This is a genomic window from Desertibacillus haloalkaliphilus (genome assembly GCF_019039105.1).
Classification (GTDB): Bacteria; Bacillota; Bacilli; order Bacillales; family KJ1-10-99; genus Desertibacillus; species Desertibacillus haloalkaliphilus.
This window is the reverse complement of sequence record NZ_JAHPIV010000014.1, coordinates 95,146-120,795: the sequence shown is the minus strand read 5'-3', so window position 1 is coordinate 120,795 and position 25,650 is coordinate 95,146. Positions and strand designations below refer to the sequence as shown.

The window sequence follows — 25,650 nt, the reverse complement described above, 5'->3', positions numbered from 1 at the left end:
ATTAATGGATAGAGAGTTTAAGCAGAAAAAGTTAGCGATTGATATTATCGTTTCTTTTTCTGCTTTTCTATTTTATAGGAGGAATATTAATGAATCACTTTGATATTGAGGCCGTTAAGAAAGAAAGAAGTTTCTTTAAAAAGTTAAGGGAAAAATCGTTTAAGACAGGAACAGGTAGGGTCAATGAAATTGTTACCCTGTCGAGTACGTATATAGAGATTAAGAGTTTGAACGGAAAAAAGAAAAATCGAATCTCTCGTAAAAAGTTAAAGGCGGCCATTAGCTCGATGCTGTATCGTCGAACATCAAACAGAGCTGAACTTGAGAAATTTAGCAAGTTTAATTCTGCGTTATTTGGCTTACTAAGGATGATTTTCATCAAGATTGCAAAGATCAGCAAAACAGCTACTGGGGCGTTACGATTAAGCATTAAAGGAACGAGATTTTTCTTTTCTGGCTTATCAAAAGCGGGGAGAAAGGACATTTCATTAATTAAAAATAATGAAGCTTTGTTCATATTGCTCCATTATTTTGATATCCGTAAATCGAAAACCGACAGGTGGAGGCAGTTAGTTGAGGATGACTTTAAAGGTAAAATTCTTTTGGATAGCGGGGCGTATTCACTCTTTAATGCTCAAAGGAAGGGATTACAAGTCTCATCTATTGATGCAAAAGAGTACGCTGCGTTTATTCATCGGCACAAGGATATCCTTTTTGATTATGTAAATCTAGATGTTATTCCACAATCTGATTCAGCAGCATCCATTCGGCAGGCAGAAAAGGAAGCTCAATGTAACTTTGAATACCTGAGAAATGAAGGGTTATCTCCTGTTCCAGTCTTTAATTGTAAATATGATTGGGATGTATTAGAAAAGATGATCGAAGCAGCCTTCTTAGGGAGAAATAAAAAGGTTTCATTTTTCCAAGAGCTAAAGAGTCGTTACCCAGCCATTAATCTCCATGTGCTAGGAAATGCGAGTTCAAGCATTTGGACCAATGATTTCTTTTCTAGTGATTCATCAGCATGGATAAGAGGGAGAATCCCTGATCGTAATGGCCGGTTTACACTCTACACTCCAAGTGGACAATCACAATCACCTTTAGAGTGGAAGTCTCACGATTGTTTGTCGTTTAATATTCGGACGTTGGCTAGGGCTGAATTTTCTTATAAGGAAGATCTGCAGTTCTCATTACCGCTAACATTTGGAGGTAGTGCTCATGAAGTCATATAAGGGAAGAGAGCCGAAAGTTGGTATGAGAGTTCAGGTGTATCGTAATCTGAATGTGCCAGGAGTGGCTTATTCTATAAAGTCTCAAAAATCTCCACAACATGTTTTGGGTCATGCACGTAGTGTTCATCTTAAAGATGTGACGTTTGTGGTGAATCAAAAAGGGCGTGAAAAGACGATAAGTGAAGGAAGAAAGCGAGTTCATGCTTTCTTAGTCGGTACATTGGTGTCATGGGAAGAAGATTATTCAGCGTTTGATCAAAAGGTCTATTATGATCCTTATCAGACAGAGTATTTTACGTTAGTTTCATCGGGAGAACCGTTAGAGACAGCAATGGAGGCAGTTTGTAAAGATAAGCATACGTTTATCAAGGATTGTTTATATGTGATAGGGGAGGATGTTTAATATGAAGAATGAACAATATAAATTTAGTGTTAAATATAAAAATGATTTGAAGAATGGTAAGGAATTTGATTATGCAGGCATTGATGAAGTGGCTGTAACAAGTATTGCAGGTCCGATGGTAGCGGCAGTTGTTGTTCTTCCAAAAGATCATGGAATTAAAGAGTTACCATTAGATTCTAAAGTTTTATTACCCAAAACTCTTCAATCGCTAGCGAAGAAAATTGAGGAGGAAGCTTTGTTTTTAAGCATTTATAAAATTAATGCTCAAAAGGTGGATGAACTTGGGATGAATAGGTCTCAGAGGAGATTATGGCAGTCTTGTGCGAATAGTTTGAGGGGTTCTATGAGAGGTGGCAGTAAATATAAACGTAGACGTGGTAAAGTGAAACGTAATATACCAATTGTGATCGATGGTAATCATAAGATTCCGAGTGTGGATAATCAAGAAGCCATACCTAAAGCTGATTCGATCTATGATAATGTATCAGCAGCGTCGATAGTTGCAAAAAACTGGTATGATAAAGAAATGATTCGTTTAGGTGAGATTTACGATAGGTATAACTTTCAACAACATAAAGGGTATCCTACAAAGGGTCACTTAAAACAGGTGCTCACGTTTGGTGTATGTGATGTACATCGTAAGAGAATGGCAGAACGTGCATTGAACAATCCAAAGAAAAAGAAGAGTAAAGTCTCCTATTCTATGGTGCAATTAAAGCAGTTGTTTTCACAAATGGCAACCATTTTAAGAGAAAAGCCCGAAGTTGTGAATCCTCAATCTCTTCAGTTCTTGAGGCAAATGTGGTTGAAAGTCTTCAAGGAAAATCAACTACCTACCGAGAGGCAACAATGGTATATTCAGATGTGTTTCAATCAAATTAGAGTTTCTTTATAATGAAAATGACAAAGATCATGCTCCTAGTAATACTAGGGGCTGTTCTTGTATGGAGTGTCTTATAATAAGTCGAATAACTAGGAGTGTAATTATGACTGAAAAAGGTAAAGTTATTCATATAAACCAAATCCCCCGACCTGTTCCCCAAAGACCGATGAAAGAGATTATTAACGAACGGCAAAGGAAACGTAAGGAACTTATTGAGAAGGTAAAAAAGAAAACACGTTAAGTTGTGGCTATACGTCTATTCGAAATGTCGAATAACGAAAATATTGTAATGTTTTCCCTCTTTCGTTATAATACAACTATATTTAATTACTCTTTTATTCTTTTTATTTATTGCGACTCATTATGGGTCCGCAGCATTTGATGACTAGTATGGCGTTCTTTTGGGACGATTAGTAGACTTATGTATCACGTTTATACGCGATACGTGCGTCTAATTTCTGATCTTTCAAAGAACGCCTTTTTTGCGTTCCTAGATGAGTGGTGCGAACGATTATTTAATATGAGAGGTTTTTCAAACGAGAGCAAAAGGTTTATTTCCTTATGGTCTCGTTTTTTATATAGATACATTTGAAAGAGAGAGGTGAAATTAGCTTTAGCATGTGATGTTTAGAAAGAGTGTGTGTATGAATTAAATTTTTTTAGAGAGGGTGTTTGTAATGGCTAGACTAGCGAGTCAAGCAAAAGGTGGTTTTTATGCTACTGAACAATACGAGGTTCATAATGTCGCAAGGGGGCTACAATTTGAATCGAAAAAGAGTTCAGATCTAATCAATATGCTTGATCCGTGTGCAGGGGAAGGTGTCGCTTTACAGACGTTAGCTGATGCAATGGCTACCAAAGGGGCGAAACCAGTTTCGTACGGGATTGAGCTTGAAAAAGACCGAGCAAAAGCTTCGAGTGAGCGGCTGGACCATGTGGTATGTGATGGATATGAAAATGTGAGGACAGAAGCGAATTATACAGCAATGTGGTTAAACCCGCCTTACGACGAAGTCTTTCACGAAAGAACAGAACTTCGTTTCTTACGAACGTTGACAAGTAAAAGTAAAAACGTATTAGTACCGAAAGGTTTACTAATGTTTTGTGTACCACAATACGTTTTAAAGCCTTGTGCGACGATTCTATCGTCACGGTTTCATGATGTGAAAGTCTATCGATTTACCGATGACCATTACCCAATTTTTAAGCAAGTGGTGGTTTTTGGCTATTTTGGACGACCATCCAGCGAGGAACGTAAGAAAACGAATAAGTACCTTCGTGAAATCAGTGGTGAGGGTCCAGAAGTGTTGCCAACGACGGATGAAATTACGGATGGAGAGTTCGTTGTATGTGATTCGGAAGATTCGATTCAACTTTTCAGAGCAGGTCGTTTGAATATCAGTGAGTTAGCTAAAGATTTAGCGTCGAGCACATTGAAAGCAGAGGCAGAAAAACGATTTTCTCCATCTGAACATCAAGTCTCGATGAAAAACCCAATACTGCCTTTAAAACCAACGCATGGTGGAATTGCTGTTGCAAGCGGTGCGATAGGTGGAAATATGGGTTCGCATATGATCACTGGTATTACAAAACAGGTAACGGAAAAGAAAAACATCACAAATGATGAGGGACAAACCACTCATGAAGAATACACGAAGCATTATAAATCAGTGGTTCGGGTCTTTTCACCCGAATATGGCGTAACAGATTTAGAGTAGCAAAGCATTTGCTTTTATATAGATGAAAATGAAGTAGTAAAAAGGAGGGATTGCCCTCTGACTTATGATGATGGTCAGAGGGTTTCCCCCTCCGACTATTCATTTCATAGGTCAAGGCGAATGATATGAGTATGAATGTTTCTATGAGAGCGCAAGACAGACATTTTGATGCAACACTTCACTTTTTAGTGGTTGATCCACTGGAGGATAAAAACCGAGTGATTGCTGCATCTTATGTTGGAATTCCAGAGGCGACAACGGCTGTTACAGCTGGCTTTATTGAAAATCGCCCACTGTTTATAGACAATGAAGAGTATTTTCGATCCTTACATCCATATAGACGCCTTGAGAGGAAAATTGGTGAAGGTGATGTTGTTCATGGGATGGTTTATAATTCCTTAGCTACCATACAAGGGATTGAAGAGCAATTAGAGTCAGATAAAAGCGATACGGGCTATATCATCGCTTTAGATGGCGACGTTGAAAAAGCAGTGTCTCATCATGTGCAAGCGCGTTTCGGGTTACCGAAAGAGTGGCTTGAACACTATAATGAATTATTTAGTGACAAGGTGAGTCAACTGCAAGTGATCCAAAATCCTGATTTAACAACGTTATGGCCAGATATGAAAGCATGTCGCTTTGACGGTAATGAAAATGAAGTGCTAGAAGTCATTTCAGAAGAATTATCGTATATGAAAAAAATCATGGAGGAAGAACGGGAGAACGGAACAGCTGTAGGTGAAATGAATAATGTTCTTATACGCAGAGGTTGTCGGTTAATCATACCGAAAACAACGGTTCAAGGACGTTTTAATCCTGAGTGGGGAATGAAAGACTATATGCTCAATAACTCCGAAGTATTTGGGAAGTTATTGGCAAAATTGAAACCCCGTCACCAAGTCGGTGACCCGATTGATCCTGCTATTGGGACAACAATGAAGCGGATTCCATTCCCAGCACAGGCTAACATGATTCAGGCACTTGTAAACACACTAGATTATGAAACTAGTGTGATTTGCTCGGGTGACATGGGAACTGGGAAGTCGATCATTTCTACAGGTGTAACAACAGTTCTTCATGAACGTCGCAAGCAAAACGGCGCAAATCGTGGAACGGCGGTTTTATTATCAGCTCCAGGTATCACGTTGAAAAAATGGCGATCAAAAGAGATTTTGCCTACGCTGCCACACGCAAAGGTTCATATCATTAATAATTCCAATGAGGCTTTACAACTCTATCGAAAAGTACGGAATGGCTATCAACCCCAAGGATTAGAGTTTTATTTAGTTGGGATTGATAAAGCGAAAATGAGTCCAGAACCGTACTTTGGCGGTGTATGGAAACGAGTGAAAGGCACGAAATCTGAATATGGGTGGCATTGTCCTGATTGTGGTAATCAACTCATGAAAACGGTGGATGAGGAAATCCAACCGCTTGAATGGGGTGATTTAGCATATGGATGGCCGCCGTCTCATGAAGAGATCGAAGAAGCTCGTATGGGTGGAAAGCTTGGACCCAATGGTTTGATTGAAGGGCAAAAAGTTAAATGGCGTAAGTCTAGACGAGTAAAGAAATGTACTCATAATACGAATTTTTATAAAAATGAACCTGAAAAGGAAGAGTTTTTACAAGATCTTAAGGAACATGAGAGTGAGTGCCATACAAAGCTGTGGAGACCCGCGATTAAAAAGCGTGGGGAGACACGTATTCGTAAGCGCACAAACATCTCTAATGTTTTAAGGCGTATGAATGGCTGGTTTGACTTGTTTATCATGGATGAGGTGCACCAAGCAAAAGCTGGTGACTCAGGACGTGGTGATGCGTTTGCTCAAATGGTCAAAGCGGCAAAGAAGAATTTACTACTGACTGGAACTCTAACGACAGGTAAATCGACGAGTATTAAGGAGATTCTTTGGAGAACCGATGCGAAGTCACTACTTGAAGTTGATGTCAATCATAAAACGGGTGATATCACGTGGGCGGAACGATATGGGAAGCTTAAGCAAGTGGTGAAGTTAGACGACGAAGAAGAAACCGGTTGGACCACTCGCAGAAAGCGTAAAGCTCAAATGCCTACGGAGGAACCTGGGATTGCACCACAAATGACAACGCAATTCTTGTTACACAAGGCAGGGTTTTTAGAACTTGGTGATATGGGACTTCCATTGGTTGAACTTAAGGAGATGCCTATTTTCATAGATTTTGATCGTGAGCACGGTTCCTATTATCACAGCTTTCACGAAGAACTACACAAGCGTTGTAGTCTAGCTGCGATGGCTGGTGCAAAAGGAGCATTCTCAAAATTTATCCCCGCCACCATCAACTATGCTGATCGTCCAGACTTAGGTGCTTATGTACAGTTTGGGGATGATGATGATGGCGATGTCATTGGTGCTCCATCAATTGATGGACGTCATGCAAAAGAAAGAGAATTAATTAAGCTTGTGAAAAAAGAGCTTCGTGAGAATCGTCGTTGCGTCGTGTTCACTCAATATACAGGCAAATTTGGTATTAACGAACGGATTCAAGAGGTTTTAAGAGAAGAAGGGATTACGTGTCGTATTCTGAACGAGACGAATACCGATAAACGTTCAGATCGATTGGAAGAATTAAAAGAAGCGGAAATTCCAGTGGTCATCTGTAATATGGGATTAGTTGAGGTCGGTTTGGATCTATTATACTGGCCATCTATCATTTACTATCGTGCGCTCTGTTCTCAGACAATCCCTGTAGAAATATGAGGTAAAACTGAGGGTATCGAATCTGATACTAACTTTGTATCTGAATAGATAGGGGGAGTTCCTATCCGAGATTGAATGCTAGCAATCTTGCCCTAATACTCCGACGTGCGTCCTATTCTTATTAATAGGAGGTTCGAAGCTCGGTGAAGGCGGTGAAACACAGACCTGAGAAGTGGTTAGTAAAGTAATCGGGGGGCTATAAAATCACTATGCTTACTCATCAGGAATCCTCGTATGTACGGCTCGAAAGATGATGTATTACCGAATTAAAGGTAGTAGCTCCCAAAGGAGTTTAGCCGTGGACAAAGTATTGGTAGTTGCTTTGTCTGCACCTTTCTTCTAAAAGAAATGTGTCTTTAATCCGGCTAGCAGTGGATAAAAAGATGGCTAACGGGTCATAGAGGAGAGCTAAGGTGATTATGTAAAGCTAGGATACAAGGAACAGAGGAACTTCGGAAGAGTATGAGTAGGTGAATGAGCACCCAAGACTCTAAGTAATAGGAAATGATTACTGTATCCGAAGGACGGGAGCCCGTAGTAATGAGGAAGCACTTGTAATGAGTGTGGAGTGAAGGGGCATAGTCGTTGTTTACCTGACTAACACGTTAACCTGTTTAGGAAGCCGTTGTGCAAACCTGACTAAAACCAATAAAACCATCCAAAGGAGGTGGTTGCATTGGCTCAAAAATTAAACTATCCGAAATCAGAGAGTGAACTCCAAACAATAGTAGACACCTTCTTCACGAAAGCTAAAGAAGGAAAAGAGAGTGGAAGAATATTCGCATTTAAAGGTTTACTAGAAATTATAAATTCAGACGTAGTGATCCTAACGGCAATCCACAATATCAAAGGAAACCAAGGTAGCCAAACACCAGGTTCAGATGGAGAGAATATGCAAGAGGATATTCTAAAGAAGGATTATAACGAAGTAATTGAAAGGGTTAAATCAACTCTAATAAATTACAAACCACGACCGGTTAGAAGAGTTTTCATTCCGAAACCGGGAACAAGTGAAAAACGACCTCTAGGCATACCATCTATCATAGACAGAATCATACAAGAATGTGTAAGGATTGTCATTGAACCTATCGTAGAAGCACAATTCTTTGCACACTCATATGGTTTTCGTCCCATGAGAAGTGCACAAATGGCTATCGAAAGAACAACTGATATTGTCCGCAAAACTGGTTGTTACTGGGTAGTAGAAGGCGATATAAGTAAATTCTTTGACAACGTAAATCACCGTATACTCCTTAAGAAGTTATGGGGTATGGGTATACGGGATAAAAGGGTACTTATGATCATTAAATCAATGCTAGAAGCGGGAATTATGAACGAGGTTCAGAAAAACGAAATAGGGACACCTCAGGGTGGTATTATCTCCCCACTTCTAGCCAATGTGTATCTTGACAAGTTTGATAACTGGATAACAAGAGAGTGGGAAGAGAAACGAACCAAACACCAATACAGTACAGCTAGCAAAAGAAATAGAGCTCTAAGAAATGGTGGAGATCGTTTTAAACCTGCATACTTAATTAGATACGCAGATGATTGGATATTAATAACTAACTCAAAAAGAAATGCAGAAAAGTGGAAATATCGCATTGCCAAATACCTTAAAAGCAACCTAAAGCTGGATTTGTCCGAAGATAAAACGCATATCACTAATATCAAGAAGAAACCCATTCGATTCCTAGGATTCACTTTTAAAGTGATTAAAGGTAAATCACGAAGCGGATATATAAACCTGATGAGAGTAAACTGAAACCGAAGTTGAAAATGATAAGGAAAGACATTGTAGCTCTTAAAAAGGAGAAAGATAAGAAGAGATTAATACACAAAATCAACCTTATTAACTCCAAAATTAAAGGGCTCCACAACTATTATGAATGTGCGACTTATGTCAACGTCATATTCAATAGATATGCACGACATATTTATGATGCAGCCTATTGGACACTGCGGAGACATGGCGGGAAACTTATGCCAGCGAACAAGGTAGATAACTTAAGGTCAGTTCATCAGTCATACACCACCAAAATACCTTCTATAAGGTACGGTGAAATGACTATAGGTATCACACATCTTTTCTTTGTGAAGTACACTACTACTCGACTAAAGAACCAAAAGGAAACTCCTTACTCTTCGGAAGGGAGAAAACTTCACGAAAGAAGAACGGGGAAAATCCCTTTACTCAAAAGAGCCGATGAACTCCTTAATACAACCTTGTCCGAACGTATCGCTTACGGGCAAACAAGAAGTTTATACAACTTCGAGTACTTTCTCAACAGAGCGTACACATTCAATAGAGATAAAGGGAAATGCAGAGTCTGCGGTGAGAAAATCGAAGGGTTTAATCTAACGACACATCATATCAATCCCAGACTACCAACAGATAAGGTAAACAAGGTATCTAACCTTGCAACACTGCATATACAATGTCACTCCAAAATTCACAATGACAAAGACTATTCTAAGTTAGGGATTAAAGTTTGGAAGAAGATTCTCAATTTCCGAGAAAAGTTAACGGAGGAAGTCAAATAGGGCAACTGGTTTAAGTCAACCAGTTATGAAACGACGATGGGGCGCCGTATGAAGGGAAACCTTCACGTACGGTGCGAGCCGGGGGAAAAGAGATCCTAATAGGTAATGCTAAGGATATCTCTTACCTATCGGACCCGAAATGGGTAAATGCTACCCCTAATCCTCCCTAGTATTACTAGAAGGATTAGGGATGCATTACACAGCTAGATTATCAAATCTCTAAGATTCGTCAATCTAGCAGACGCGCGTGGCGCATTGGGCAGGATCAAGAGTGTCGCGTATACTACCTGGTGTATAACGGCAGTCAACAGATGGCGCAATTTTTAAAGATTATGAGTGCGAGAGGACATGCTCTATTAACGGAAGGTCGACTAGACAAGAGTGAACTAGCTCAATATAGTCGTGACGGTCAATCCTCGCTAGCATCCGATTTAGCTGATTGTTTTGCCTCGTCTGATGTTGCAAATGCTTGGACGGAGCTTGCAGCAAAGGATTTAGAAGATGTCGAAACGGTCAACGAGTCGGAGTTTAAAGATGTTCTATCTTCTAGAATGAAGGCTCTAGCGAGTCAAACCTTACGTATGTGTGGGATTGATCCAGAATCTAGTGATGATATTAGCATCAAAGACCAAATCATCTCATGGATTGAATCTACGCTTACATCGGTTCCAACCAAAAATGTGTTACTGAAGAAACTTGATGAAGTCGTGGACAAGGTTCAAGGTGGCATCCCTGGATTTTCGGTTCAGAATGGCATCCTGAAAGTTGATATGGTCGAAGCATTTGGTTTTACTTCAGCCCCGGATGGACAAATTCTTTATCACTTAACAGGTGATGAACAGCCGGAGGAACAAGACAATGCGTTTCGTCTTGTAGAAGCAGAAGTGAAGACAAAAAAGCGAAAGAAAACTGATGCGATTGAAGGACAATTGGCATTTGAGCTCATTTTTGACGAATGATTTTTAAATAATGGGAGGACGTTTTTCATGTATATATTGGTATCAGATTTAATAGCAATGGTGGCAATCACTTTTTACTACATCTTGGAATGGTACTGGATTGAAATAAATTTAAAGGCTTACTACGAAAAAGATAGTAAAAAGGAAACGAAATTAACAGATGCCGTAGGTTATGATCGTGAATTAATCGGTAAACTCTCATATTTACCTGATGGTTCTATCGATGCGTCAAGTTATAACGACCATTTCCATACGGTTGTTGAACCTAATTTCATGTCAGAATCCAGGGAAAAACATGTTGAACATTCTTCCATAGAAGAGGGGACAGGAGCTGACCAGCTTCTGTCTGATCTTCAAAACGATTTGATGGAAGATAGTGAATCTGTAGATCGGAAAGAACAGGAGCATGGGTATGTGGTACTTAGTGAAACGATTGAGGATGATGAGTTGTTAGATGAGTTATTGAATGAGGAAATGTCAGGAGAAGAAAAGAGTCATGATTTGTCAGGTTTACCTACTAGTAGTGTTAGTGAAACGAAACAATTAATTTTAGATAAGGATGTAAGTATTGATCAAGGAGACAAAGTAGGGCGAACAGGCCAAGTAGAGAGGGATATTGAAGAAGAGGATACCTCCTTCTTTTACATTTATGAAGAGGACATTTTAGATGAGAGTGAAAGCGAGAATGAAGAAAGATGGGCTCCGCTACCAGCAGACCTTGTTGATCATTTTTCGACCGCATATGTTGCTGATTCAAAGCAGGGAAATCAGCGATGGTTTGGCCGTGTGATTGGTAAACAAGGACATCACATTCATTTTGTAGATGAGAGTCAAAGAGTGTGGATTGAAATTGGGAAGTATAAAGTGGATCGCCTTCAGATTGACTCGTTAATTGGCCTCGATGTGACAAGGGATGGGGATGAAATTATCGCTAAAAACCTTGTCGTGGTTGAAGATAAAGAAATGGGGTTGATGAAGGCATCATCAGAATAAGAGGTTGCGACATATGTCGCCCTCTTCCTCAAAGATCCAAAAGAATTCGAGTAGGAACTTTGTCACTCAATATTGGGTATTTAAGGAAGAGGGGGGTAATTTAACCTCAACTTAGCAACTTAAAATAAGGTGGTGTTTGTCGAAATATATATGTAATATGTCGAAAAAAGTCTGTTAAATGAATGGTTTTCTAAAGTGAAAAAAATTATTCATTCTTTATGACTAATTTGGTTAAAAAACCATAGTTTAGGAAGAATTACCTAATATAAAAATTTCACTTATGATAAAATTTTTAATTGTCAACCAAAGAAGGGGGAACTTTGTATGATATTGTCGATAGAAAAAATCGAAGAATTAGTAAATGGATTAAAACAAAACGACATTGCTGTTAGTGAGGTAATGATGGAATACAGTCACCGCGAGGATCAAAACAGCTTTGCATTGCTTAAACCGAGAGGGCCAAAAGGAATCAGTTCTCGAGATGATTACTATGAAAATGTGTTCAATGAAATGGATTATGCGAACAATTATTGGTTTCATTTATTAACCAACCTTGTTCGTACAGATCTCAGCTTAAAAGTGAATACCTTAGCTACTGGCGAAATTGACCATTCTAGAATTTCTGCACGCATTAATATTGGTATCGATAAACGCAAAAAAGAAGAATGGTATGGATTTATATATAATGAATTTAGTCGATTGTTGGTTCTATCTAAATTCGCAAATCAAGTGACGTTTGTTGGACATCGGGGTACGCTATGTAACGTGTATTTGGATTTGGAGATTAATGGTTATGAAATTCCGAAACTAGTTAATGAAACCGAAAAGGTGAATCAGCAACTACTAGACCAGTGGACAGGAGTCTTAAATCATGTTAAACATTGGGCGGATAAAGAACAGTATTATACATACGAAATTCCTATCATTTGTGAAAAAATGAGATTTGATATTGCAAACCAAATGTTACAAGTAAAATCTTCAAAGAATGATCTTCTACCGGAAGAAAAATTGCTCAACCGCGAAACCAAGGAGTTGGTTAATCGGTGAAAATTTTATTTTCTGGCTTAGTAGCTATTTTCTTTCTATTTTCATTCCAATTACCGATGTTTGCGGAAGGATTTGACGTAAACACTTATAATCAGTCGGTCAATTCAAATGAGTCCATAACGGATGAAGGTCCATTGTCCTCTTTTACAAACTCTGTTAGCGGATGGATGCCATCCGCTTATACGATTGGCGTTAATGTTATTACGTTAATCTTCATTGCAGGTGTAATTGGCATGATTATGTCTATGATTTTACGAAATGGTGAATGGATGAAATGGGCAACCAATACGATGATTTTTTCATTCATTGCAATTTTAATTATTCGAGTAGGGCCTGTTTTTCTCTTGACAGGAACTTTAACAGATTTTACACTATTAGTAAGTGATGTTGTTCTTCTTTTGCAAGAGGTAAGTTTGTACTTGGCATTTGGGATGTTTTTAGTTGCAGCTATCGTTAAGATGTTTTATCAAATGCATGATCATCAAGACTACTTTCGATGGCAACGAGGGCTGAAAATCGGTGCTTTTTTAATGGGAACCTTATCCTTATTTATCCCTTATGTATTTCACGTCATTTAAAAAAACGGGGAGGGATCTAAGATGAATGATCTTGAATTAGTTGTCGATAATCATAAAAAAACAGGTGGTAATGAAATGAAGAAAACATGCCGTACGCATTGCTCTTATTTTGATAAAAAAACAAGTGAGTGTGGCATTTATCATAATGTTGAGGTTGATTCTCCACGTACCCCTCTCCGATGTTCGAAATTTGATGGGAAGGATAAAGGAGATCACCCATTAAGTAAGTACAAATTCACGTATCTTGATGATGAGTATGATATTGATTTTGAGGATGCGAACTTTCTGTTTGAGTTTATGGGTGAAGCGAACCGTGGTCAAGAAGACATGAATTATCCAGAACAACCAAGTACTCATCAGGTACATAAAGATGCTTATTGGTATGTTGCACCGGATCGGTCATTTGGCTGCTGGATCATTAATCATTATCCTCGTAAATTCATGCCGGTAACAGTTAGAGAAAACGTTCAAAAGGGATGGTTATCGACTATTTATAAATCCTTGGTGCCACTCCACGATCACAAGGCTTCTGAATCGTTACGCTCAAACATTTGCTGGTATGTGAACGACAAGGGTTTCGGTCAATATGTATTAGTGGTTAACGGAAAGATTCAAATGATTTCAGCGCCGAAACCGACAGATTGGTCTTATCCAACTTACTAAATGGAGAGGGGTTTTACGATGGTGAATCATAAAGAGGTTGTTATGAAAGAGTATGGGATTAAAGAAAAGGATATTTTACCTTTGGTCGAAAATGAAAACGTTGAATCTGCTTTCTTAATTAATGGTAAGACATCGTATGATGTGATCACGGTAGGGGCAATGGTCCATGAGGATGTATCTACAAACGTTCTATATCATTTTTCTAAAGAAGACCCATTTGAAGCAATGAAAGGCCTTTACCAAGTACTAAGTGAGAATAAACAGTGGGTTGTTCCTGATCTACTTGAGCATATGGCACAAGCAAAGGAAGCCATTGGCGAATTAGATCAACATCTCTCGCAAATCAAATAATTGATAACAAAAGGGGGAATCGATGCTAGTGTTAGCTGGTCGATTCCTTTTGTTTTAATACATGTCAAAAGGGGTGGTAGGTTTGGAACAAATAGACCTAATCGATTGGTTTGAAGATCAAGAAGATATTCAAGATATCAATCAGAAGAAACACATAGATGCTGAGGTTCAAGAAATGGTATCACCAATGGCCATTAACGATGAATTAGATATTGGAGATCGAGTAAAAGCTATCAAACCTACGGCAGACATGGATAGCGAGGACTATTATTACTTAGATCGATTCAAGGGGAAAAAGGGTGTTGTCACTCACCTATATCGCAACAAAGTTGTCTCTTACCAGGTTGAGTTTGGGTGTGATGTAGGTGTGTTTCATAGGGACGATTTAATCGCTGTATAGTGGGGAACTCATTTTTAATCAGTCGAAACGAGAGAAAGCAAAGATTAGAACATGATTAATTTTAGCGATAGTGAGTAGATGTTCGTACGTTGTAATTATTAAGTGAATAGGAAGGGGAGCACTGATGATAAAAGAGACATTTGTAACATTCGGATTCCTTTTATTAAGTATGATTTCAGTTTCAATGCTATTAGTTGCACCAATTGTAGCTTCTCAATTCGAAAACGATTTAGTGAAAATGGGAGTGGTACTGATAGCGGTGATGATCATTATCCTTCCATTTGTTATAGGTGAAATCAGGAATAATAAGTATTAACTAGATATATTTTGGAAATCAGTTAAAAACTTTGATATGATAGATTTACATCCAATTTTACTTTGTACTTTATTTTTTGCGACCAAACATTGGTCAGCAGCATTTGTTTTTTTGAGAAATGGAGCCTTTTGGGTTCATGAAGTTTAGATGACTTGTTACAAGTCTGTCTATCTTTTTGAATTCAAAAGGCTTTTTTTGTGTGTTTAAAACTTTTTAGGGAGGATGTTTTGATGAGTGTATTTGTGATGTTTCCTAAGCTGTTAACAGAGAAGACGTTGTTATGTGCGTTGAAAAGCGTATCAGAGCGACTAAAAAGGCAAAATAACAACATCGTCCAAGAGGTTTCCTATGATCAAATGAATCGTTTATCGTTCGATGTCTCGAATAAAGGGGGGCCATTGGCGCAACAAGGATCAGATATGGATAGCTTATTTGCATTTGTTGAGCCTGCTAACAACGTGGAGGTTAAAACAAGAGAAGAGGGAGATCTAGTCATTGTAGATTGTATGTTTATTGAAGGTAATGTTGCTTCTGATGTTAGTGTTGCGATTGATAAAGTGGTTCAAACCGTATTTGATCAATGCAGTACAGGTGCTCTTGTTCAGGGTTTTACAGCTGATGAAGGTTCTTTTTCTGTTACAATGAAATCTGTTCAACAACCTGTAAAGGAGCATGTAGAGCCAGTGAAAACAACCACGGAAGATGATTGTAAAGAGAAGTTATTATTGATTGATGGAAGCAATCTATTGGCTAAAGGCTACTTTGCCACCTCATGGAGAGGGGATTTAAAACCGAATTCTAATGGCCTTTATACAAATGGTGTTTATGTCTTCATGAAATCACTCTTTCGCTTAATACGGCAATATGAGCCTACCCATGTCATCACTTGCTGGGATCGAGACTCCAAAAAGACGTTTAGAAAACAAATGTATCCTGAGTACAAGGCTGGAAGAGAAAGTGACGAAGAATTAAAACAGCAATTTCCTCTTTGCGAAACGCTGTTACACGCCATGAATGTGCCTTACTTCTCCCATGAGACGTGGGAAGCTGATGATTACATTGGAACTCTTGCTACTCAATGGAAAAAACACCATGATGGTGAGGTATTGATTGCATCAAGTGATAAGGACTTATTCCAATTGTTAGATGATCGAACTCACCAATTGTTTAAGCGTCAAGGTGAAGACGAGTCCATGTTTACAGCTGCTGACTTCCAAAAGCAATATGGCATCGCCACGAGCCAGTGGTTAACTGCTAAAGCGATACTCGGTGATAAGTCGGATAATATTCCAGGTATTAAAGGTGTTGGTGAGAAGTTTTTACCTGCCTTAGCTGATTATAAGATATTTCACATTGAAGATTTGTACAATGATGAAGTAATCGAAGCATTAAAAGAGAGTCCGTATAAACGTTATGTTAACAAGATTGAAGGGTCTAAAGAGGTTGCTGAACTAAGTTATGAGCTTTCTAAAATCGTTTGTGACATTGAAGGTTGCCAAGTGGATTTTAACGATCTCGTATTAAATGTCAATAAAGAAGCAATGGAAGTGCAACTTGAAGAATTAGAGTTAACAAAGTTAATTGGAGAATTTTAAGGAGGTTTTTTGATGGATCACTTAGACTTATTTAGCTTTACTGAAATCGACATGAGCGGTCATGAAGAGAGTCATGATGAAAGAGGGACGGATCAACGTACAACAGCGAATGATGCTAGTCCACAGGGAGATTTTAAAAGGAATGAGATGGTTTATTATTCGAGTGGGTATTCGAGTAATAAGGAGATCTTAACGAATTTCTTACACTTTTATAATGAAAGTGGTTCCTTATCAGCCATTCGTATGGATGGAGCATATACCGTTGTTCTAACGAGTGCTTTAAGGAAGGTTGATTAATCGTATCTATAGAACAAACTCACCCTAAACGATGATCAATCGGGGTGAGTTTTTTTATGGGAGAAAATATAGTCTTGTTTTCTCAACATAACCAATTATGTTATAATGAAGTTATCTATTAATTATCTTATTTACTTTATTTCTTGCGACATCAAGCGATGTCTGCAGCATGTGTTTTTGATTTCAACGCGCTCTTTTGGAGTGAACTTTTTTAGAACAGACTAGCACACACTACAAGTCTGTCTATTTACGTTCGTTCTGAAAGGGCGCTTTTTTGCGTTCTTTTACGAAATGGGTGGACACCACGGTCTTTGATCGTGTGTTTATATAGTTTCATATTGAGAGGAGTTGATTCTATGTACAATCGTCAAGATTTTAAACAACGTTTGACGTTGGGGAATGTTTTATTGGGTTGTATGGCGTTTGTGGTGCTTATGTTTATGTTCATGACACCCTACACGCTAGTAAAGCTAGGACTTACATTTGTTTTTATTGTAGCACTAGTTTTATGGGGAGTATTTAATTTGGCTATGGTTGTGCTTCGTATGCATGAAGCCTTGCAAAAACCATGAGAGATGGAAAGTACGAATCTATGATTTTAGGTTCGTGCTTTTTTTATTGAACATTTTAGAAAGGGTGTTTTGTTATGAGTGTAGATTTTGAGAGTTTTAATCGAGAGTTTTTCGAGAGTGTTGAAGGTAGTCAAGAGATCCACTGGTTTAACAAAAAAGGGGTTTGGTCTTTGAATGAGTACGTAAATGCTGAAATTTATGTCATCACCAATGGTGTTCATGGAACCTATCGAGGATTTTCAGTATCGATCATTCATAAAACAAACGGCTGCATCACATCACATGTCTTCTTATTCGATGAATACATGAAGAAACGGGATGATGAACGGAACGACTACAATGGTGGTTTTTCCATCGTTGAAGATTGTTGCAGGCAAGGGACAGCTGATTGGTATATTGCCAGACCAAGCGTAAGAGAAGTTGAAGCAATGGCTCACCAAATCAATGTCTATCTGAACTTTTGGCGTTAATTTGAGAGTTTGAACTTTTTAGAGAGGATGATTTGAAATGAATATGACGGTATATCAAGTGACGGAGCGAGTAGATACTTGCCCAGCTTGTCATGGGATTGGAGAGTTTTTAATGAATGCACATTCTGAACATGGTATTATAGCTTGTTATGAAAGGCCATGTGCACGATGTGGTGGATTTGCTGAAATCACCTTTACAGAATGGTTTATTGAGCGTTGTGCGTCATGTGAGGAAGAATATGAAGTGATCGATGCTCCATTTCAATTGAGCAAAGAGGATAAGGCATTTATTGAAGAACATGGCTACCGTATCGGTAAGTGTAACACGTGTTACTAGAGGTAAGATAGCGATAGTAAGAATGATAAATCAATAGAAGGGGGGATTTCCCATCTGCAGAAGCGGAGGGGATCTCCTCTCATTCTGTTGATGGGATATAAATATGGAACATATCGATTTATTTGAGGTGTTTGAAGACATTGAAATGGAGCAATTGCAACAAGAATCGGACGAAGAAATGACTCCAGATCAACTGGTTACTGGTGATATTGTCCGTTTTAAAGATAATCTTGGGAAGTATCGAGAAGGAATCTTTGTTACTAAAGGTTTTTGGGATGGTCGTGATCAAGGGAACGAGGTTTTCTACTATTTCGAGGTTAAGGAGGATGATCGATCCTTTTTTATGGAGATTAACCCTTACCGCAACAAATGGGTAAAAATCGGTCATGACGATGACTATTGTCCTCCATCGAAACTTGATGTGAAGGAACGTCTTATAAAAGCGTTAAAACTGTTACCATTCGAAAAGCGACTCGATTGTTACAAGTGGTGGTTTACCAATCAGTATCCGCATCTCTCCTATGAATACCATCCACTTATTAGTCAGGCCTGGGATGATGCTCTTATTGAAATTAGTACAGAGGAAGAGGCTGCCGAATCCTTTAAAAAGGATGGGCATATCTATAAGTTTCCTCGCTCAGTAAAAGAGTGGTTAAAAGATATTTTTGAATCTGACTGTTCATTATTTGAAGTCGAGAGTAAATTTGATGAGATTAGAACACTGCGTTGGATTGAGAAAGAGGGTGACATGCACCTGCTTTGTCAATTGAACAAGCGTGATTACACCTTTTATAAACACCTATTGTCGCATTATATAGAGAATGCAAAGTCGTTTAAGAATTTTCTTGTTTTCTGCGGGAAATGGGGAGTTTTACGTAACTATGTAGGTGAAGATAGCAATCGATTTAACATTAATATCTATAAGAAAAAGTTTAATACAGATGAGTTGAACGGGATTTTGTGGCAAATAGAAGAATAGATAAGGGAGGTGAGCCCTCAGGTATAAGAGGGGGCTTTCCTCTCTTATATTGTATGGGCGTATTATGGACAAAATACAGGTGATTAAAGAACATTTAAGAGAGATTTATTTACTAGATAAAAAAGAATGGATGTTGATGATTTCATACGGGAAAGACTCTAGCTTTCTAGCTACATTGGTTTGTGAAATGTTAGAGGACTTGCCAACCCATCAAAGGAATAAAAAGGTGCATTTTATTACATCGGATACCTTAGCGGAAACACCAATGATGAGTGATTTTGTTCGTCGTAGCAATCAATCGGTGAATGACTATGCAATGGCTAATAAACTGCCTATGGTTGGACATTTAGTTTACCCTGATGTTGAGAACGACTATTTCTATCAGACGTTAGCCAAAGGGAATCCAACACCCGTTAGTAATTTAGGCAGATGGTGTACGAGCCGATTGAAACAGAAGCCGACGCAACAGAAGATACAAGAGATCTTGTCACAGTTGGATCGCTCGGTTGAAATGGTGGAACTTAATGGTGAAGTTGATGAGTACGATTGTTATATGCTACTAGGTGTACGAGAAGAAGAATCGGCAAGGCGCAAGTCATCTATTGAAAAGCATCAAATTGATGATAGTTTTTCACGTCATTCTGATTATCCGAATCAAATCCGAGTCTATAATCCTATTCGATTTGTGACATCTGACGAGCTTTGGTTTTATCTGGCTGAACGCCACATCTTTCCTTGGGGGATCGAAGTTCAAGACATGCAGATTCAATATGGTGAGAACTTTCTTGAGTGTGGCATTCAACATAGTTCACAGCAGGAATCATCTTGTGGTTCGAAAAATTCAAGAAGCGGTTGTTGGACGTGTAGCATGGTGAAGAAAGATAAAATGCTCTATCAGCTGATTGATGAGGGGTACTCGGATATGGAGTATTTACTAGAATGGAAAGAGACGATGATGCAACTCCGAAACGATATTCGTTACCGTGAGCCTGTCAAACGTAATAAGGTGAAACAGCAGCAGAAACGGTTGAACCATCAGCGTGATAACCAGCATATGGATCTGTTTTCAAGTGTTGTTGATACGAATGTATCTCATTACTTTGAAAATAAAAAGCTTCGCGAATATGACACTTATGATCGTGCTAATGATACAGAGTACGAACCAGGATCATTAGCGATCCAAGGCAGAAAGTTGATGTTGCAAAAGTTGCTTTATATTCAAGAGGTTATTGGTCAAACGTTGATACGTGATGAAGTTGTACACGCAATTATAGAGACGTGGCAAGACGAGGGTTACAACCTATCGTTGGAAGATTGTCCAGCTCAAGACTTCACCTATGATGGTGCATTAGTTCTTGAAGGTGACGGATCGTTAAATATAAGGGAAACAACGAATCCTTATCCTGTTTTTACGTTAAATCGTGATTTCTCACAGGGACGTGACGAGTTGATCGAATACCTAAATGATAGAAAGAAGAAAAAGAACGAGAGTATTTATTACTTCCTCTCTAATGTTGATATGGGAGAGAAAGAACAATTCGCATGGAACGTCGGCATATTTGTCATTTGTCATCGTGATATCCAAACAGAAGAACAAGCAAATCAATACCTTGATGATTGGATCTATGAACCGCAAGTGCCGAATGAACCCCCAATGGATTGGGATGCATTTGCCAAGCGTTATTACGATGCTGCTAGGGAGTTAGTGAAAGACCCAGAGTATGATATAGAGAGCTTACAGAAGATTAATCAAATACTGGTGACATTAGGATACGAAACGGTAAAACCGTATCGCAAAGACAATGATATGGATTACTGTGTTGATTTGTTGGAGATTATATAAAGAATTATAGGAGGATGTTTATCGATGAAGAAATTTAGAACTTCTAGAGATGTAGTCGAAAATTTAATCAATCTAGATTATGAGTTATCGAATATGAATATCTCACAAAAAATCGAGATTGTTATTTTTGGGGGGACTGCAATATTGTTAAGGGATAGTAATCGTTTTACAAGTGATATAGATGCTATCATTAACCTAGAAAAAGAAGACTTACGGGTACGTAAAGTATTACATCAGTTCTCTGTAAATGAAAATATGAGAAGTGTAATGGAAGTTCCTCCATTTGAAGATTTTTATCCTAGGTCGGTACCTTTAAGTATTCCTCTTAAAAATTTAGTCGTTCGTGTACCAATAGTTGAGGACTTAATTATCTCTAAATTATTTTCTAGTCGTCAATCTGAGCAGGATGAAAAAGATTTGATTGAAACAGAATTGTTGGATCAAGCAAATATGAATAAATTATGGGATATGTATGAAGAATATAAAAAAGATGTATTTTTTCCAATGAATCGGTATAATAGTCTTGAGAACATATTAGAAAAGCGTAACGAATTTAAAAAACGAAAGAAGTGATAAGAATGGACTTAAAAACATTCTTTGAAAAAGTGGAACAAGAACAAAAATATTTAGCTGGTGGTGATTATTCTTTTGAGGAATTGTTGAGAATTAGCCGGAAGAACCACCGAATCAGAAAAGTTTTTGTTTTTTATGCTTTATCTAATAGAGAGTATTTCAATAAATTTTCCCTTTTGTCTTCTAGGACTTATTTTGTTCGGCGACTAAAGGATGGTCTTTTAAAAGCATTAATGCAAGTGGAAAGAAATGAAATGAATCGAATTGAAGCCATTCAATTAGCGAGGTTGTTAAAGCTGAAATTTTTCAAAAATGATACCGTAGTCTATCATCAGTCTTCGAATGCCTTAGCCGAAGATTTTGAAAAGTTTTTAACTACATTGGTTAATGAGTATGAATCTGGACGTAACGACTCAAAAGAGAGGCAAACTTACCGACAGAATGTTTTGAAAGCGGTTGATATGAATAATTTATTTGCAAATTTAAAATAAAAATCCAAGCATCTCATTCTTGAGGTGCTCGGATTTATTTATTAAGCATTCTCTTTTATGTTGTTGTCGCTTTTTTCTAGAATCCCTCTACGTTGTGCTCTACCTATAATTTTCATAAACCCTTCATAGTCTTCTTTAATCTCATCGTACTCTTGCTTCATATCTTTTAGTTGTTTCTTAAGTACTTTGTTTTCTTCTTCTAACTCATTCAACCGTTTCTTTCTGTCTTCCTCTCGTTCAGTTTTTACGAGATTCTCAATGATCTGATTCACAAGTGAGGCCTGTTCTTCCGTTAATCCTTCTATATTGATCGTTGAAAATGTTTTATCATTAGTTGTAGCGGTAAACGTAACGTTATTATCGCTGTTGATCGTAGTTGCCTCATCTATTTCTGTTTGAACGATGTCCTCTTCTTGATCACTATCATTCGCCTTTTTACGTTTTATCAATTTGTTTCGATGCGTTTTCGCTAATTCCATCGCCGATTTATACTGTTTGCGAACCGTGTGATTCCAACGAAAACCACATGCGGATGAACTTCTTTCTAGTTTTTCTCCCACTTCTGCAAACGCACGTAATTGAGTACTTCCTGTTCGTATATGTCGCAATACCGTTTCGGCTAGCATTAAATCATCTTCATGTGTCCAGCTATCACTTCTTTTTTTCTTATTAGTCATATATTTCACTCCTTGTTCAACTGATTTTCCGTCTTTTTTAGCTACCAATAGTAATGGTCAAATCGAAGACTAGTTATACGAATGGGTCTATATTTTAATGTGATTGACAAATGAGTTTGTATTAGTATACGATTTTATTAATGGAATATTACCAATAGATGGGACGCCCCACTGGTAGTGTAGAAAAAACAACTTTCGAAAGTTGTTTAGTTTTCTATGCTCTCAGTGGGGCTTTTTGTTGTTTGAGGGGTGGTATGTAGTTGATCTATTAATATGCTAGTGTTTGTGTCTAAAAATGAAAATAAATAGAAGGGTGGAGTAATGTATGGCAAGAATCGTAGTAACTGATGACGCAATGTTCATGAGGATGCAATTAAAAGATATGTTAACCCAAGCTGGCCATGAAGTCGTGGGAGAAGCTGAGAATGGGTTGCAGTCTGTAGAGCAATTTAAAATGGAACAACCAGATCTAGTAACAATGGACATAACAATGCCAGAGATGGACGGGATTGAGGCGTTAAAAAAGATTAAAGAAATCGATGCAAATGCGAAAGTTATTATGTGTTCTGCAATGGGTCAACAAGGAAAAGTCGTAGATGCCATTAAGGCAGGTGCTTCAGATTTTGTTGTAAAGCCTTTAAAGGAAGATCGAGTTAACGAAGCTGTGCAGAAGGCGTTAGGATAAGGGGGAAGATCGGATGAAAAAAATAATTTTAGTGTTATGGGTAGCTACTAGTCTATTAACTGGCTGTTTCGGTTCTTCGGATGACTCCCAAGAACAGTCGAACTCTGTAAATAACTACGTTACATCATTTCAAGAAATTATCGATGAGTCTAATCAATTGTTGTCACAATATAGAGAAAACCTTGACAAACTGTATACCAATGAGGTCTCCGAAAATCAATTTGCTAGCATTGTAAAGAACATGGTACCTAAATCAAGAGAGATAGGTACTGGGTTAGATGATCAGTTGTATACAGTTGATAACTCATTGTACGACTTTCATCGGGACGTCATTAGACTTGTGAATGATCAGCATCAGTTGTTCTTAAAAACATTAGAAGAAGCTAATGAAGAGAGTGAAATGAATAGAGATACTCTATATGATGATTATCACAAAATCAAAGAAATCCAGACTGAACTAGTGGAACAACTTAAAGCATTGACGCTAGGTGGAGCAGAATAAATGCCGTTTATGAGTGGATCAAATATAGTATTTGGTCCATTTTTATATGCATTAAGAGAATGATCAATAATAAATCATTAATAATGTATTTATTTCCACTTCTAAAAGAACCCACGTTCGTATATAATAAAAGAACATAAGTTCTGTTCGGAAGGTGGATTGCGTGGTTATGAAAAAAAAGGTCATTTTTCTTGTCGATATGGAATCCTTCTATGCCAGTGTGGAGAAAGCTGATAACTCTACATACAGAGACAGACCAGTCGTCGTTTCCGGTGATCCTGAACGTCGCTCGGGCGTCATTTTAGCTGCATGTCCGTTAGCTAAACGAGAGGGGATAAAAAACGGTGAAAGGTTATGGGAAGCGCAACAAAAGTGTCCAGAAGCGATTGTTGTTCGACCACGTATGCAACGGTATATTGATGTTTCTTTGCAGATCACTGAGATTCTTGAACAATTCACAGATCTAGTTGAGCCGTTTTCCATCGACGAGGTGTTTGTTGACGTGACTGGTAGCCAACGACTATTCGGTGGTCCTCACTCTATCGCAAGGCAGATGCAAAAAGAAATTATGGACGTGACAGGCGTTCGAGCCAGAGTCGGGATAGGCACTAATAAGGTTTTAGCTAAGACGGCGTGCGACAATTTTGCTAAAAAAAATAAGAACGGGATTTTTGAATTGACGGAAGGTAACTTAAAAGAACATGCGTGGCCATTACCAGTTGGGAAGTTGTTTGGCGTTGGAAGTCGTATGGAACGTCACTTTTTACGATTAGGGATTCGCACGATTGGGCATTTGGCAAACTTTCCAGTAGAGCAGCTAAAGAAAAAATGGGGAGTGAACGGTCAAGTTCTCTGGATGACCGCTAATGGTAAAGACCATTCACCAGTTACTACAACTTCTCACGACGGTCAAAAGGCGATTGGTCATGGCTTGACGCTACCTAGAGACTATTCGACGGAAGATGATATTAAGGTAGTACTACTTGAACTATGTGAAGAAGTATGTCGTAGGGCAAGAGATGCCAATGTGATGGGTTCAACCATTTCGGTTAGTAGTCGCGGTGCCGATTTCAATCATCCAACGGGGTTTCATCGGCAAGTGAAGCTGCTTGATGCCACGAACAATACAATGGAAATGTTCACGTATGCGTGGAGGCTATTTCTTAAACATTGGGATCGTCAGCCCATTCGTAGAATCGGTGTTAACATGTCCAGTTTTGGTCGTGATAATGCTTGGCAATTGAGCCTATTTGAAAACCGTGAAAACAAACGTGAGATTGGCTATGTGATGGATCATATTAAAGATCGGTTTGGGGCGACAGCCATCATGAGAGCATCATCATTAAAGGCGGCAGGGCAAGCGTTTGAAAGAGCTGAAAAGATTGGAGGACATTATCGATGAATGAAGAGTTAAGAAGAGGGAACATTCTTTGGGAGTCAAGTCGTATGTTCTTACCGGAACACAAGGAAGCATTAATGAAAAAGAAGCTTGAAAAAAAGGAATATACCCCTCCTGAGTTAGATGAAGACCAGTTTGAAGAAATGAATCGCATCCTGATGGAGTCGATTGAACTGGACAACGCAGTTACGGTCACATATACAGAACAGTTTGGTGAGACGAGTTTTTGGGGGTGGGTGACAAAAGTGGACCCGGTTACTAAAACAATAAAACTGATTAATGATGAAGATCACTTAATCCTATCATTCGATAAGATTATTGAAGTTGACTAAAAAAGTCGGAGCACTAGCTCCGACGAATGACTAAATCCCATTTTGTCTCAACCCTATAGTTTTATTGTTC

At 38.4% G+C, this 25,650-nt stretch carries 29 protein-coding genes; 28 read left to right on the top strand and 1 reads right to left on the bottom strand.

Translation table 11 applies throughout. The features are described 5' to 3' along the window. Nucleotides 1-89: 89 nt before the first annotated feature. From KH400_RS16300 to KH400_RS16190, 24 genes are all read left to right on the top strand, one after another. Nucleotides 90-1,232, top strand: coding sequence for a hypothetical protein (locus KH400_RS16300; RefSeq protein ID WP_217226364.1), 1,143 nt, complete (start codon nucleotides 90-92; stop codon nucleotides 1,230-1,232). Beyond that, nucleotides 1,219-1,635 (top strand): L5-gp82 domain-containing phage-derived protein, encoded by a 417-nt coding sequence (locus KH400_RS16295; protein WP_217226363.1) that lies wholly within the window; start codon nucleotides 1,219-1,221, stop codon nucleotides 1,633-1,635. Before KH400_RS16300 ends, KH400_RS16295 begins: the two co-directional genes overlap by 14 nt. A 1-nt stretch (nucleotide 1,636) precedes the next feature. Next, the gene (locus KH400_RS16290; RefSeq protein WP_217226362.1) at nucleotides 1,637-2,530 is read left to right on the top strand and encodes a ribonuclease HII; all 894 of its coding nucleotides are present in this window, start codon (nucleotides 1,637-1,639) and stop codon (nucleotides 2,528-2,530) included. A gap of 91 nt (nucleotides 2,531-2,621) precedes the next feature. Then, nucleotides 2,622-2,759, top strand: a complete 138-nt coding sequence (locus KH400_RS16285; protein WP_217226360.1) for a hypothetical protein — start codon at nucleotides 2,622-2,624, stop codon at nucleotides 2,757-2,759. Nucleotides 2,760-3,195: 436 nt separating this feature from the next. Further along, complete coding sequence (locus KH400_RS16280; protein ID WP_217226359.1) at nucleotides 3,196-4,236, top strand: DUF6094 domain-containing protein; 1,041 nt, start codon at nucleotides 3,196-3,198, stop codon at nucleotides 4,234-4,236. A 125-nt stretch (nucleotides 4,237-4,361) separates the two neighbouring features. Beyond that, a complete protein-coding gene (locus tag KH400_RS16275) occupies nucleotides 4,362-6,977 on the top strand; it encodes a hypothetical protein (protein WP_217226358.1) in 2,616 nt (871 codons plus the stop codon). A 676-nt stretch (nucleotides 6,978-7,653) separates the two neighbouring features. Beyond that, complete coding sequence (ltrA, locus tag KH400_RS24185) at nucleotides 7,654-8,742, top strand: group II intron reverse transcriptase/maturase (RefSeq protein ID WP_246589726.1); 1,089 nt, start codon at nucleotides 7,654-7,656, stop codon at nucleotides 8,740-8,742. 14 nt (nucleotides 8,743-8,756) lie between these two features. Then, a complete protein-coding gene (locus KH400_RS26430) occupies nucleotides 8,757-9,521 on the top strand; it encodes an HNH endonuclease (RefSeq protein ID WP_312889229.1) in 765 nt (254 codons plus the stop codon). 311 nt (nucleotides 9,522-9,832) lie between these two features. After that, entirely contained in the window at nucleotides 9,833-10,480 is a 648-nt protein-coding gene (locus tag KH400_RS16265; RefSeq protein WP_217226357.1) for a hypothetical protein, read from the top strand. Between the two features lie 27 nt (nucleotides 10,481-10,507). Next, nucleotides 10,508-11,473 (top strand): hypothetical protein, encoded by a 966-nt coding sequence (locus KH400_RS16260; protein WP_217226355.1) that lies wholly within the window; start codon nucleotides 10,508-10,510, stop codon nucleotides 11,471-11,473. 324 nt (nucleotides 11,474-11,797) lie between these two features. Then, nucleotides 11,798-12,520, top strand: a complete 723-nt coding sequence (locus KH400_RS16255) for a hypothetical protein (protein ID WP_217226354.1) — start codon at nucleotides 11,798-11,800, stop codon at nucleotides 12,518-12,520. After that, the gene (locus KH400_RS16250; protein ID WP_217226353.1) at nucleotides 12,517-13,098 is read left to right on the top strand and encodes a hypothetical protein; all 582 of its coding nucleotides are present in this window, start codon (nucleotides 12,517-12,519) and stop codon (nucleotides 13,096-13,098) included. The genes KH400_RS16255 and KH400_RS16250 overlap by 4 nt, the downstream gene beginning before the upstream one ends. A gap of 21 nt (nucleotides 13,099-13,119) precedes the next feature. Beyond that, the gene (locus KH400_RS16245; protein ID WP_217226352.1) at nucleotides 13,120-13,761 is read left to right on the top strand and encodes a hypothetical protein; all 642 of its coding nucleotides are present in this window, start codon (nucleotides 13,120-13,122) and stop codon (nucleotides 13,759-13,761) included. Nucleotides 13,762-13,779: 18 nt separating this feature from the next. Further along, complete coding sequence (locus tag KH400_RS16240) at nucleotides 13,780-14,112, top strand: hypothetical protein (protein WP_217226351.1); 333 nt, start codon at nucleotides 13,780-13,782, stop codon at nucleotides 14,110-14,112. 82 nt (nucleotides 14,113-14,194) lie between these two features. Further along, entirely contained in the window at nucleotides 14,195-14,512 is a 318-nt protein-coding gene (locus KH400_RS16235) for a hypothetical protein (protein ID WP_217226349.1), read from the top strand. Between the two features lie 546 nt (nucleotides 14,513-15,058). Next, nucleotides 15,059-16,423, top strand: coding sequence for a 5'-3' exonuclease (locus tag KH400_RS16230; RefSeq protein ID WP_217226348.1), 1,365 nt, complete (start codon nucleotides 15,059-15,061; stop codon nucleotides 16,421-16,423). Nucleotides 16,424-16,435: 12 nt separating this feature from the next. Further along, nucleotides 16,436-16,720 (top strand): hypothetical protein, encoded by a 285-nt coding sequence (locus KH400_RS16225; RefSeq protein ID WP_217226347.1) that lies wholly within the window; start codon nucleotides 16,436-16,438, stop codon nucleotides 16,718-16,720. Nucleotides 16,721-17,076: 356 nt separating this feature from the next. Further along, the gene (locus KH400_RS16220) at nucleotides 17,077-17,292 is read left to right on the top strand and encodes a hypothetical protein (protein WP_217226346.1); all 216 of its coding nucleotides are present in this window, start codon (nucleotides 17,077-17,079) and stop codon (nucleotides 17,290-17,292) included. 74 nt (nucleotides 17,293-17,366) lie between these two features. Continuing rightward, nucleotides 17,367-17,762: a hypothetical protein gene (locus KH400_RS16215; RefSeq protein WP_217226344.1), complete on the top strand. Its 396-nt coding sequence runs from the start codon at nucleotides 17,367-17,369 to the stop codon at nucleotides 17,760-17,762. 37 nt (nucleotides 17,763-17,799) lie between these two features. Beyond that, a complete protein-coding gene (locus tag KH400_RS16210) occupies nucleotides 17,800-18,099 on the top strand; it encodes a hypothetical protein (protein WP_217226343.1) in 300 nt (99 codons plus the stop codon). Between the two features lie 103 nt (nucleotides 18,100-18,202). Continuing rightward, a complete protein-coding gene (locus KH400_RS16205) occupies nucleotides 18,203-19,078 on the top strand; it encodes a hypothetical protein (RefSeq protein ID WP_217226342.1) in 876 nt (291 codons plus the stop codon). A gap of 64 nt (nucleotides 19,079-19,142) precedes the next feature. Further along, entirely contained in the window at nucleotides 19,143-20,921 is a 1,779-nt protein-coding gene (locus KH400_RS16200) for a phosphoadenosine phosphosulfate reductase domain-containing protein (protein WP_217226341.1), read from the top strand. Between the two features lie 24 nt (nucleotides 20,922-20,945). Beyond that, nucleotides 20,946-21,494, top strand: coding sequence for a DUF6036 family nucleotidyltransferase (locus tag KH400_RS16195; RefSeq protein WP_217226340.1), 549 nt, complete (start codon nucleotides 20,946-20,948; stop codon nucleotides 21,492-21,494). Nucleotides 21,495-21,499: 5 nt separating this feature from the next. Next, complete coding sequence (locus KH400_RS16190) at nucleotides 21,500-21,985, top strand: hypothetical protein (RefSeq protein ID WP_217226338.1); 486 nt, start codon at nucleotides 21,500-21,502, stop codon at nucleotides 21,983-21,985. Between the two features lie 41 nt (nucleotides 21,986-22,026). Here KH400_RS16190 and KH400_RS25345 read toward each other — a convergent pair whose 3' ends face one another. Beyond that, complete coding sequence (locus tag KH400_RS25345) at nucleotides 22,027-22,662, bottom strand: RsfA family transcriptional regulator (protein ID WP_217226337.1); 636 nt, start codon at nucleotides 22,660-22,662, stop codon at nucleotides 22,027-22,029. Between the two features lie 325 nt (nucleotides 22,663-22,987). On the opposite strand from KH400_RS25345, the gene KH400_RS16180 reads away from it, so the two are divergent. The 4 genes from KH400_RS16180 (at nucleotide 22,988) to KH400_RS16165 (ending at nucleotide 25,580) form a co-directional block, all read left to right on the top strand. Beyond that, nucleotides 22,988-23,347, top strand: a complete 360-nt coding sequence (locus tag KH400_RS16180) for a response regulator (protein ID WP_217226336.1) — start codon at nucleotides 22,988-22,990, stop codon at nucleotides 23,345-23,347. Nucleotides 23,348-23,360: 13 nt separating this feature from the next. After that, nucleotides 23,361-23,849 carry a hypothetical protein gene (locus tag KH400_RS16175; protein ID WP_217226335.1) on the top strand — a complete coding sequence of 163 codons (489 nt, stop codon included), beginning with the start codon at nucleotides 23,361-23,363 and terminating at the stop codon, nucleotides 23,847-23,849. A gap of 169 nt (nucleotides 23,850-24,018) precedes the next feature. Beyond that, nucleotides 24,019-25,251, top strand: coding sequence for a DNA polymerase IV (locus KH400_RS16170; protein ID WP_217226333.1), 1,233 nt, complete (start codon nucleotides 24,019-24,021; stop codon nucleotides 25,249-25,251). Beyond that, nucleotides 25,248-25,580: a YolD-like family protein gene (locus KH400_RS16165; protein WP_217226332.1), complete on the top strand. Its 333-nt coding sequence runs from the start codon at nucleotides 25,248-25,250 to the stop codon at nucleotides 25,578-25,580. Before KH400_RS16170 ends, KH400_RS16165 begins: the two co-directional genes overlap by 4 nt. The last annotated feature ends 70 nt before the right edge of the window (nucleotides 25,581-25,650 follow it).

Bases quoted from the DNA above. Each gene is read 5' to 3' on its own strand.
- KH400_RS16300 (WP_217226364.1), top strand. From the start codon at position 90: ATGAATCACTTTGATATTGAGGCCGTTAAGAAAGAAAGAAGTTTCTTT.
- KH400_RS16295 (WP_217226363.1), top strand. From the start codon at position 1,219: ATGAAGTCATATAAGGGAAGAGAGCCGAAAGTTGGTATGAGAGTTCAG.
- KH400_RS16290 (WP_217226362.1), top strand. From the start codon at position 1,637: ATGAAGAATGAACAATATAAATTTAGTGTTAAATATAAAAATGATTTG.
- KH400_RS16285 (WP_217226360.1), top strand. From the start codon at position 2,622: ATGACTGAAAAAGGTAAAGTTATTCATATAAACCAAATCCCCCGACCT.
- KH400_RS16280 (WP_217226359.1), top strand. From the start codon at position 3,196: ATGGCTAGACTAGCGAGTCAAGCAAAAGGTGGTTTTTATGCTACTGAA.
- KH400_RS16275 (WP_217226358.1), top strand. From the start codon at position 4,362: ATGAGTATGAATGTTTCTATGAGAGCGCAAGACAGACATTTTGATGCA.
- KH400_RS26430 (WP_312889229.1), top strand. From the start codon at position 8,757: ATGATAAGGAAAGACATTGTAGCTCTTAAAAAGGAGAAAGATAAGAAG.
- KH400_RS16265 (WP_217226357.1), top strand. From the start codon at position 9,833: ATGGCGCAATTTTTAAAGATTATGAGTGCGAGAGGACATGCTCTATTA.
- KH400_RS16260 (WP_217226355.1), top strand. From the start codon at position 10,508: ATGTATATATTGGTATCAGATTTAATAGCAATGGTGGCAATCACTTTT.
- KH400_RS16255 (WP_217226354.1), top strand. From the start codon at position 11,798: ATGATATTGTCGATAGAAAAAATCGAAGAATTAGTAAATGGATTAAAA.
- KH400_RS16245 (WP_217226352.1), top strand. From the start codon at position 13,120: ATGAATGATCTTGAATTAGTTGTCGATAATCATAAAAAAACAGGTGGT.
- KH400_RS16240 (WP_217226351.1), top strand. From the start codon at position 13,780: ATGGTGAATCATAAAGAGGTTGTTATGAAAGAGTATGGGATTAAAGAA.
- KH400_RS16230 (WP_217226348.1), top strand. From the start codon at position 15,059: ATGAGTGTATTTGTGATGTTTCCTAAGCTGTTAACAGAGAAGACGTTG.
- KH400_RS16225 (WP_217226347.1), top strand. From the start codon at position 16,436: ATGGATCACTTAGACTTATTTAGCTTTACTGAAATCGACATGAGCGGT.
- KH400_RS16220 (WP_217226346.1), top strand. From the start codon at position 17,077: ATGTACAATCGTCAAGATTTTAAACAACGTTTGACGTTGGGGAATGTT.
- KH400_RS16215 (WP_217226344.1), top strand. From the start codon at position 17,367: ATGAGTGTAGATTTTGAGAGTTTTAATCGAGAGTTTTTCGAGAGTGTT.
- KH400_RS16210 (WP_217226343.1), top strand. From the start codon at position 17,800: ATGAATATGACGGTATATCAAGTGACGGAGCGAGTAGATACTTGCCCA.
- KH400_RS16205 (WP_217226342.1), top strand. From the start codon at position 18,203: ATGGAACATATCGATTTATTTGAGGTGTTTGAAGACATTGAAATGGAG.
- KH400_RS16200 (WP_217226341.1), top strand. From the start codon at position 19,143: ATGGACAAAATACAGGTGATTAAAGAACATTTAAGAGAGATTTATTTA.
- KH400_RS16195 (WP_217226340.1), top strand. From the start codon at position 20,946: ATGAAGAAATTTAGAACTTCTAGAGATGTAGTCGAAAATTTAATCAAT.
- KH400_RS16190 (WP_217226338.1), top strand. From the start codon at position 21,500: ATGGACTTAAAAACATTCTTTGAAAAAGTGGAACAAGAACAAAAATAT.
- KH400_RS25345 (WP_217226337.1), bottom strand. From the start codon at position 22,662: ATGACTAATAAGAAAAAAAGAAGTGATAGCTGGACACATGAAGATGAT.
- KH400_RS16180 (WP_217226336.1), top strand. From the start codon at position 22,988: ATGGCAAGAATCGTAGTAACTGATGACGCAATGTTCATGAGGATGCAA.
- KH400_RS16175 (WP_217226335.1), top strand. From the start codon at position 23,361: ATGAAAAAAATAATTTTAGTGTTATGGGTAGCTACTAGTCTATTAACT.
- KH400_RS16170 (WP_217226333.1), top strand. From the start codon at position 24,019: ATGAAAAAAAAGGTCATTTTTCTTGTCGATATGGAATCCTTCTATGCC.
- KH400_RS16165 (WP_217226332.1), top strand. From the start codon at position 25,248: ATGAATGAAGAGTTAAGAAGAGGGAACATTCTTTGGGAGTCAAGTCGT.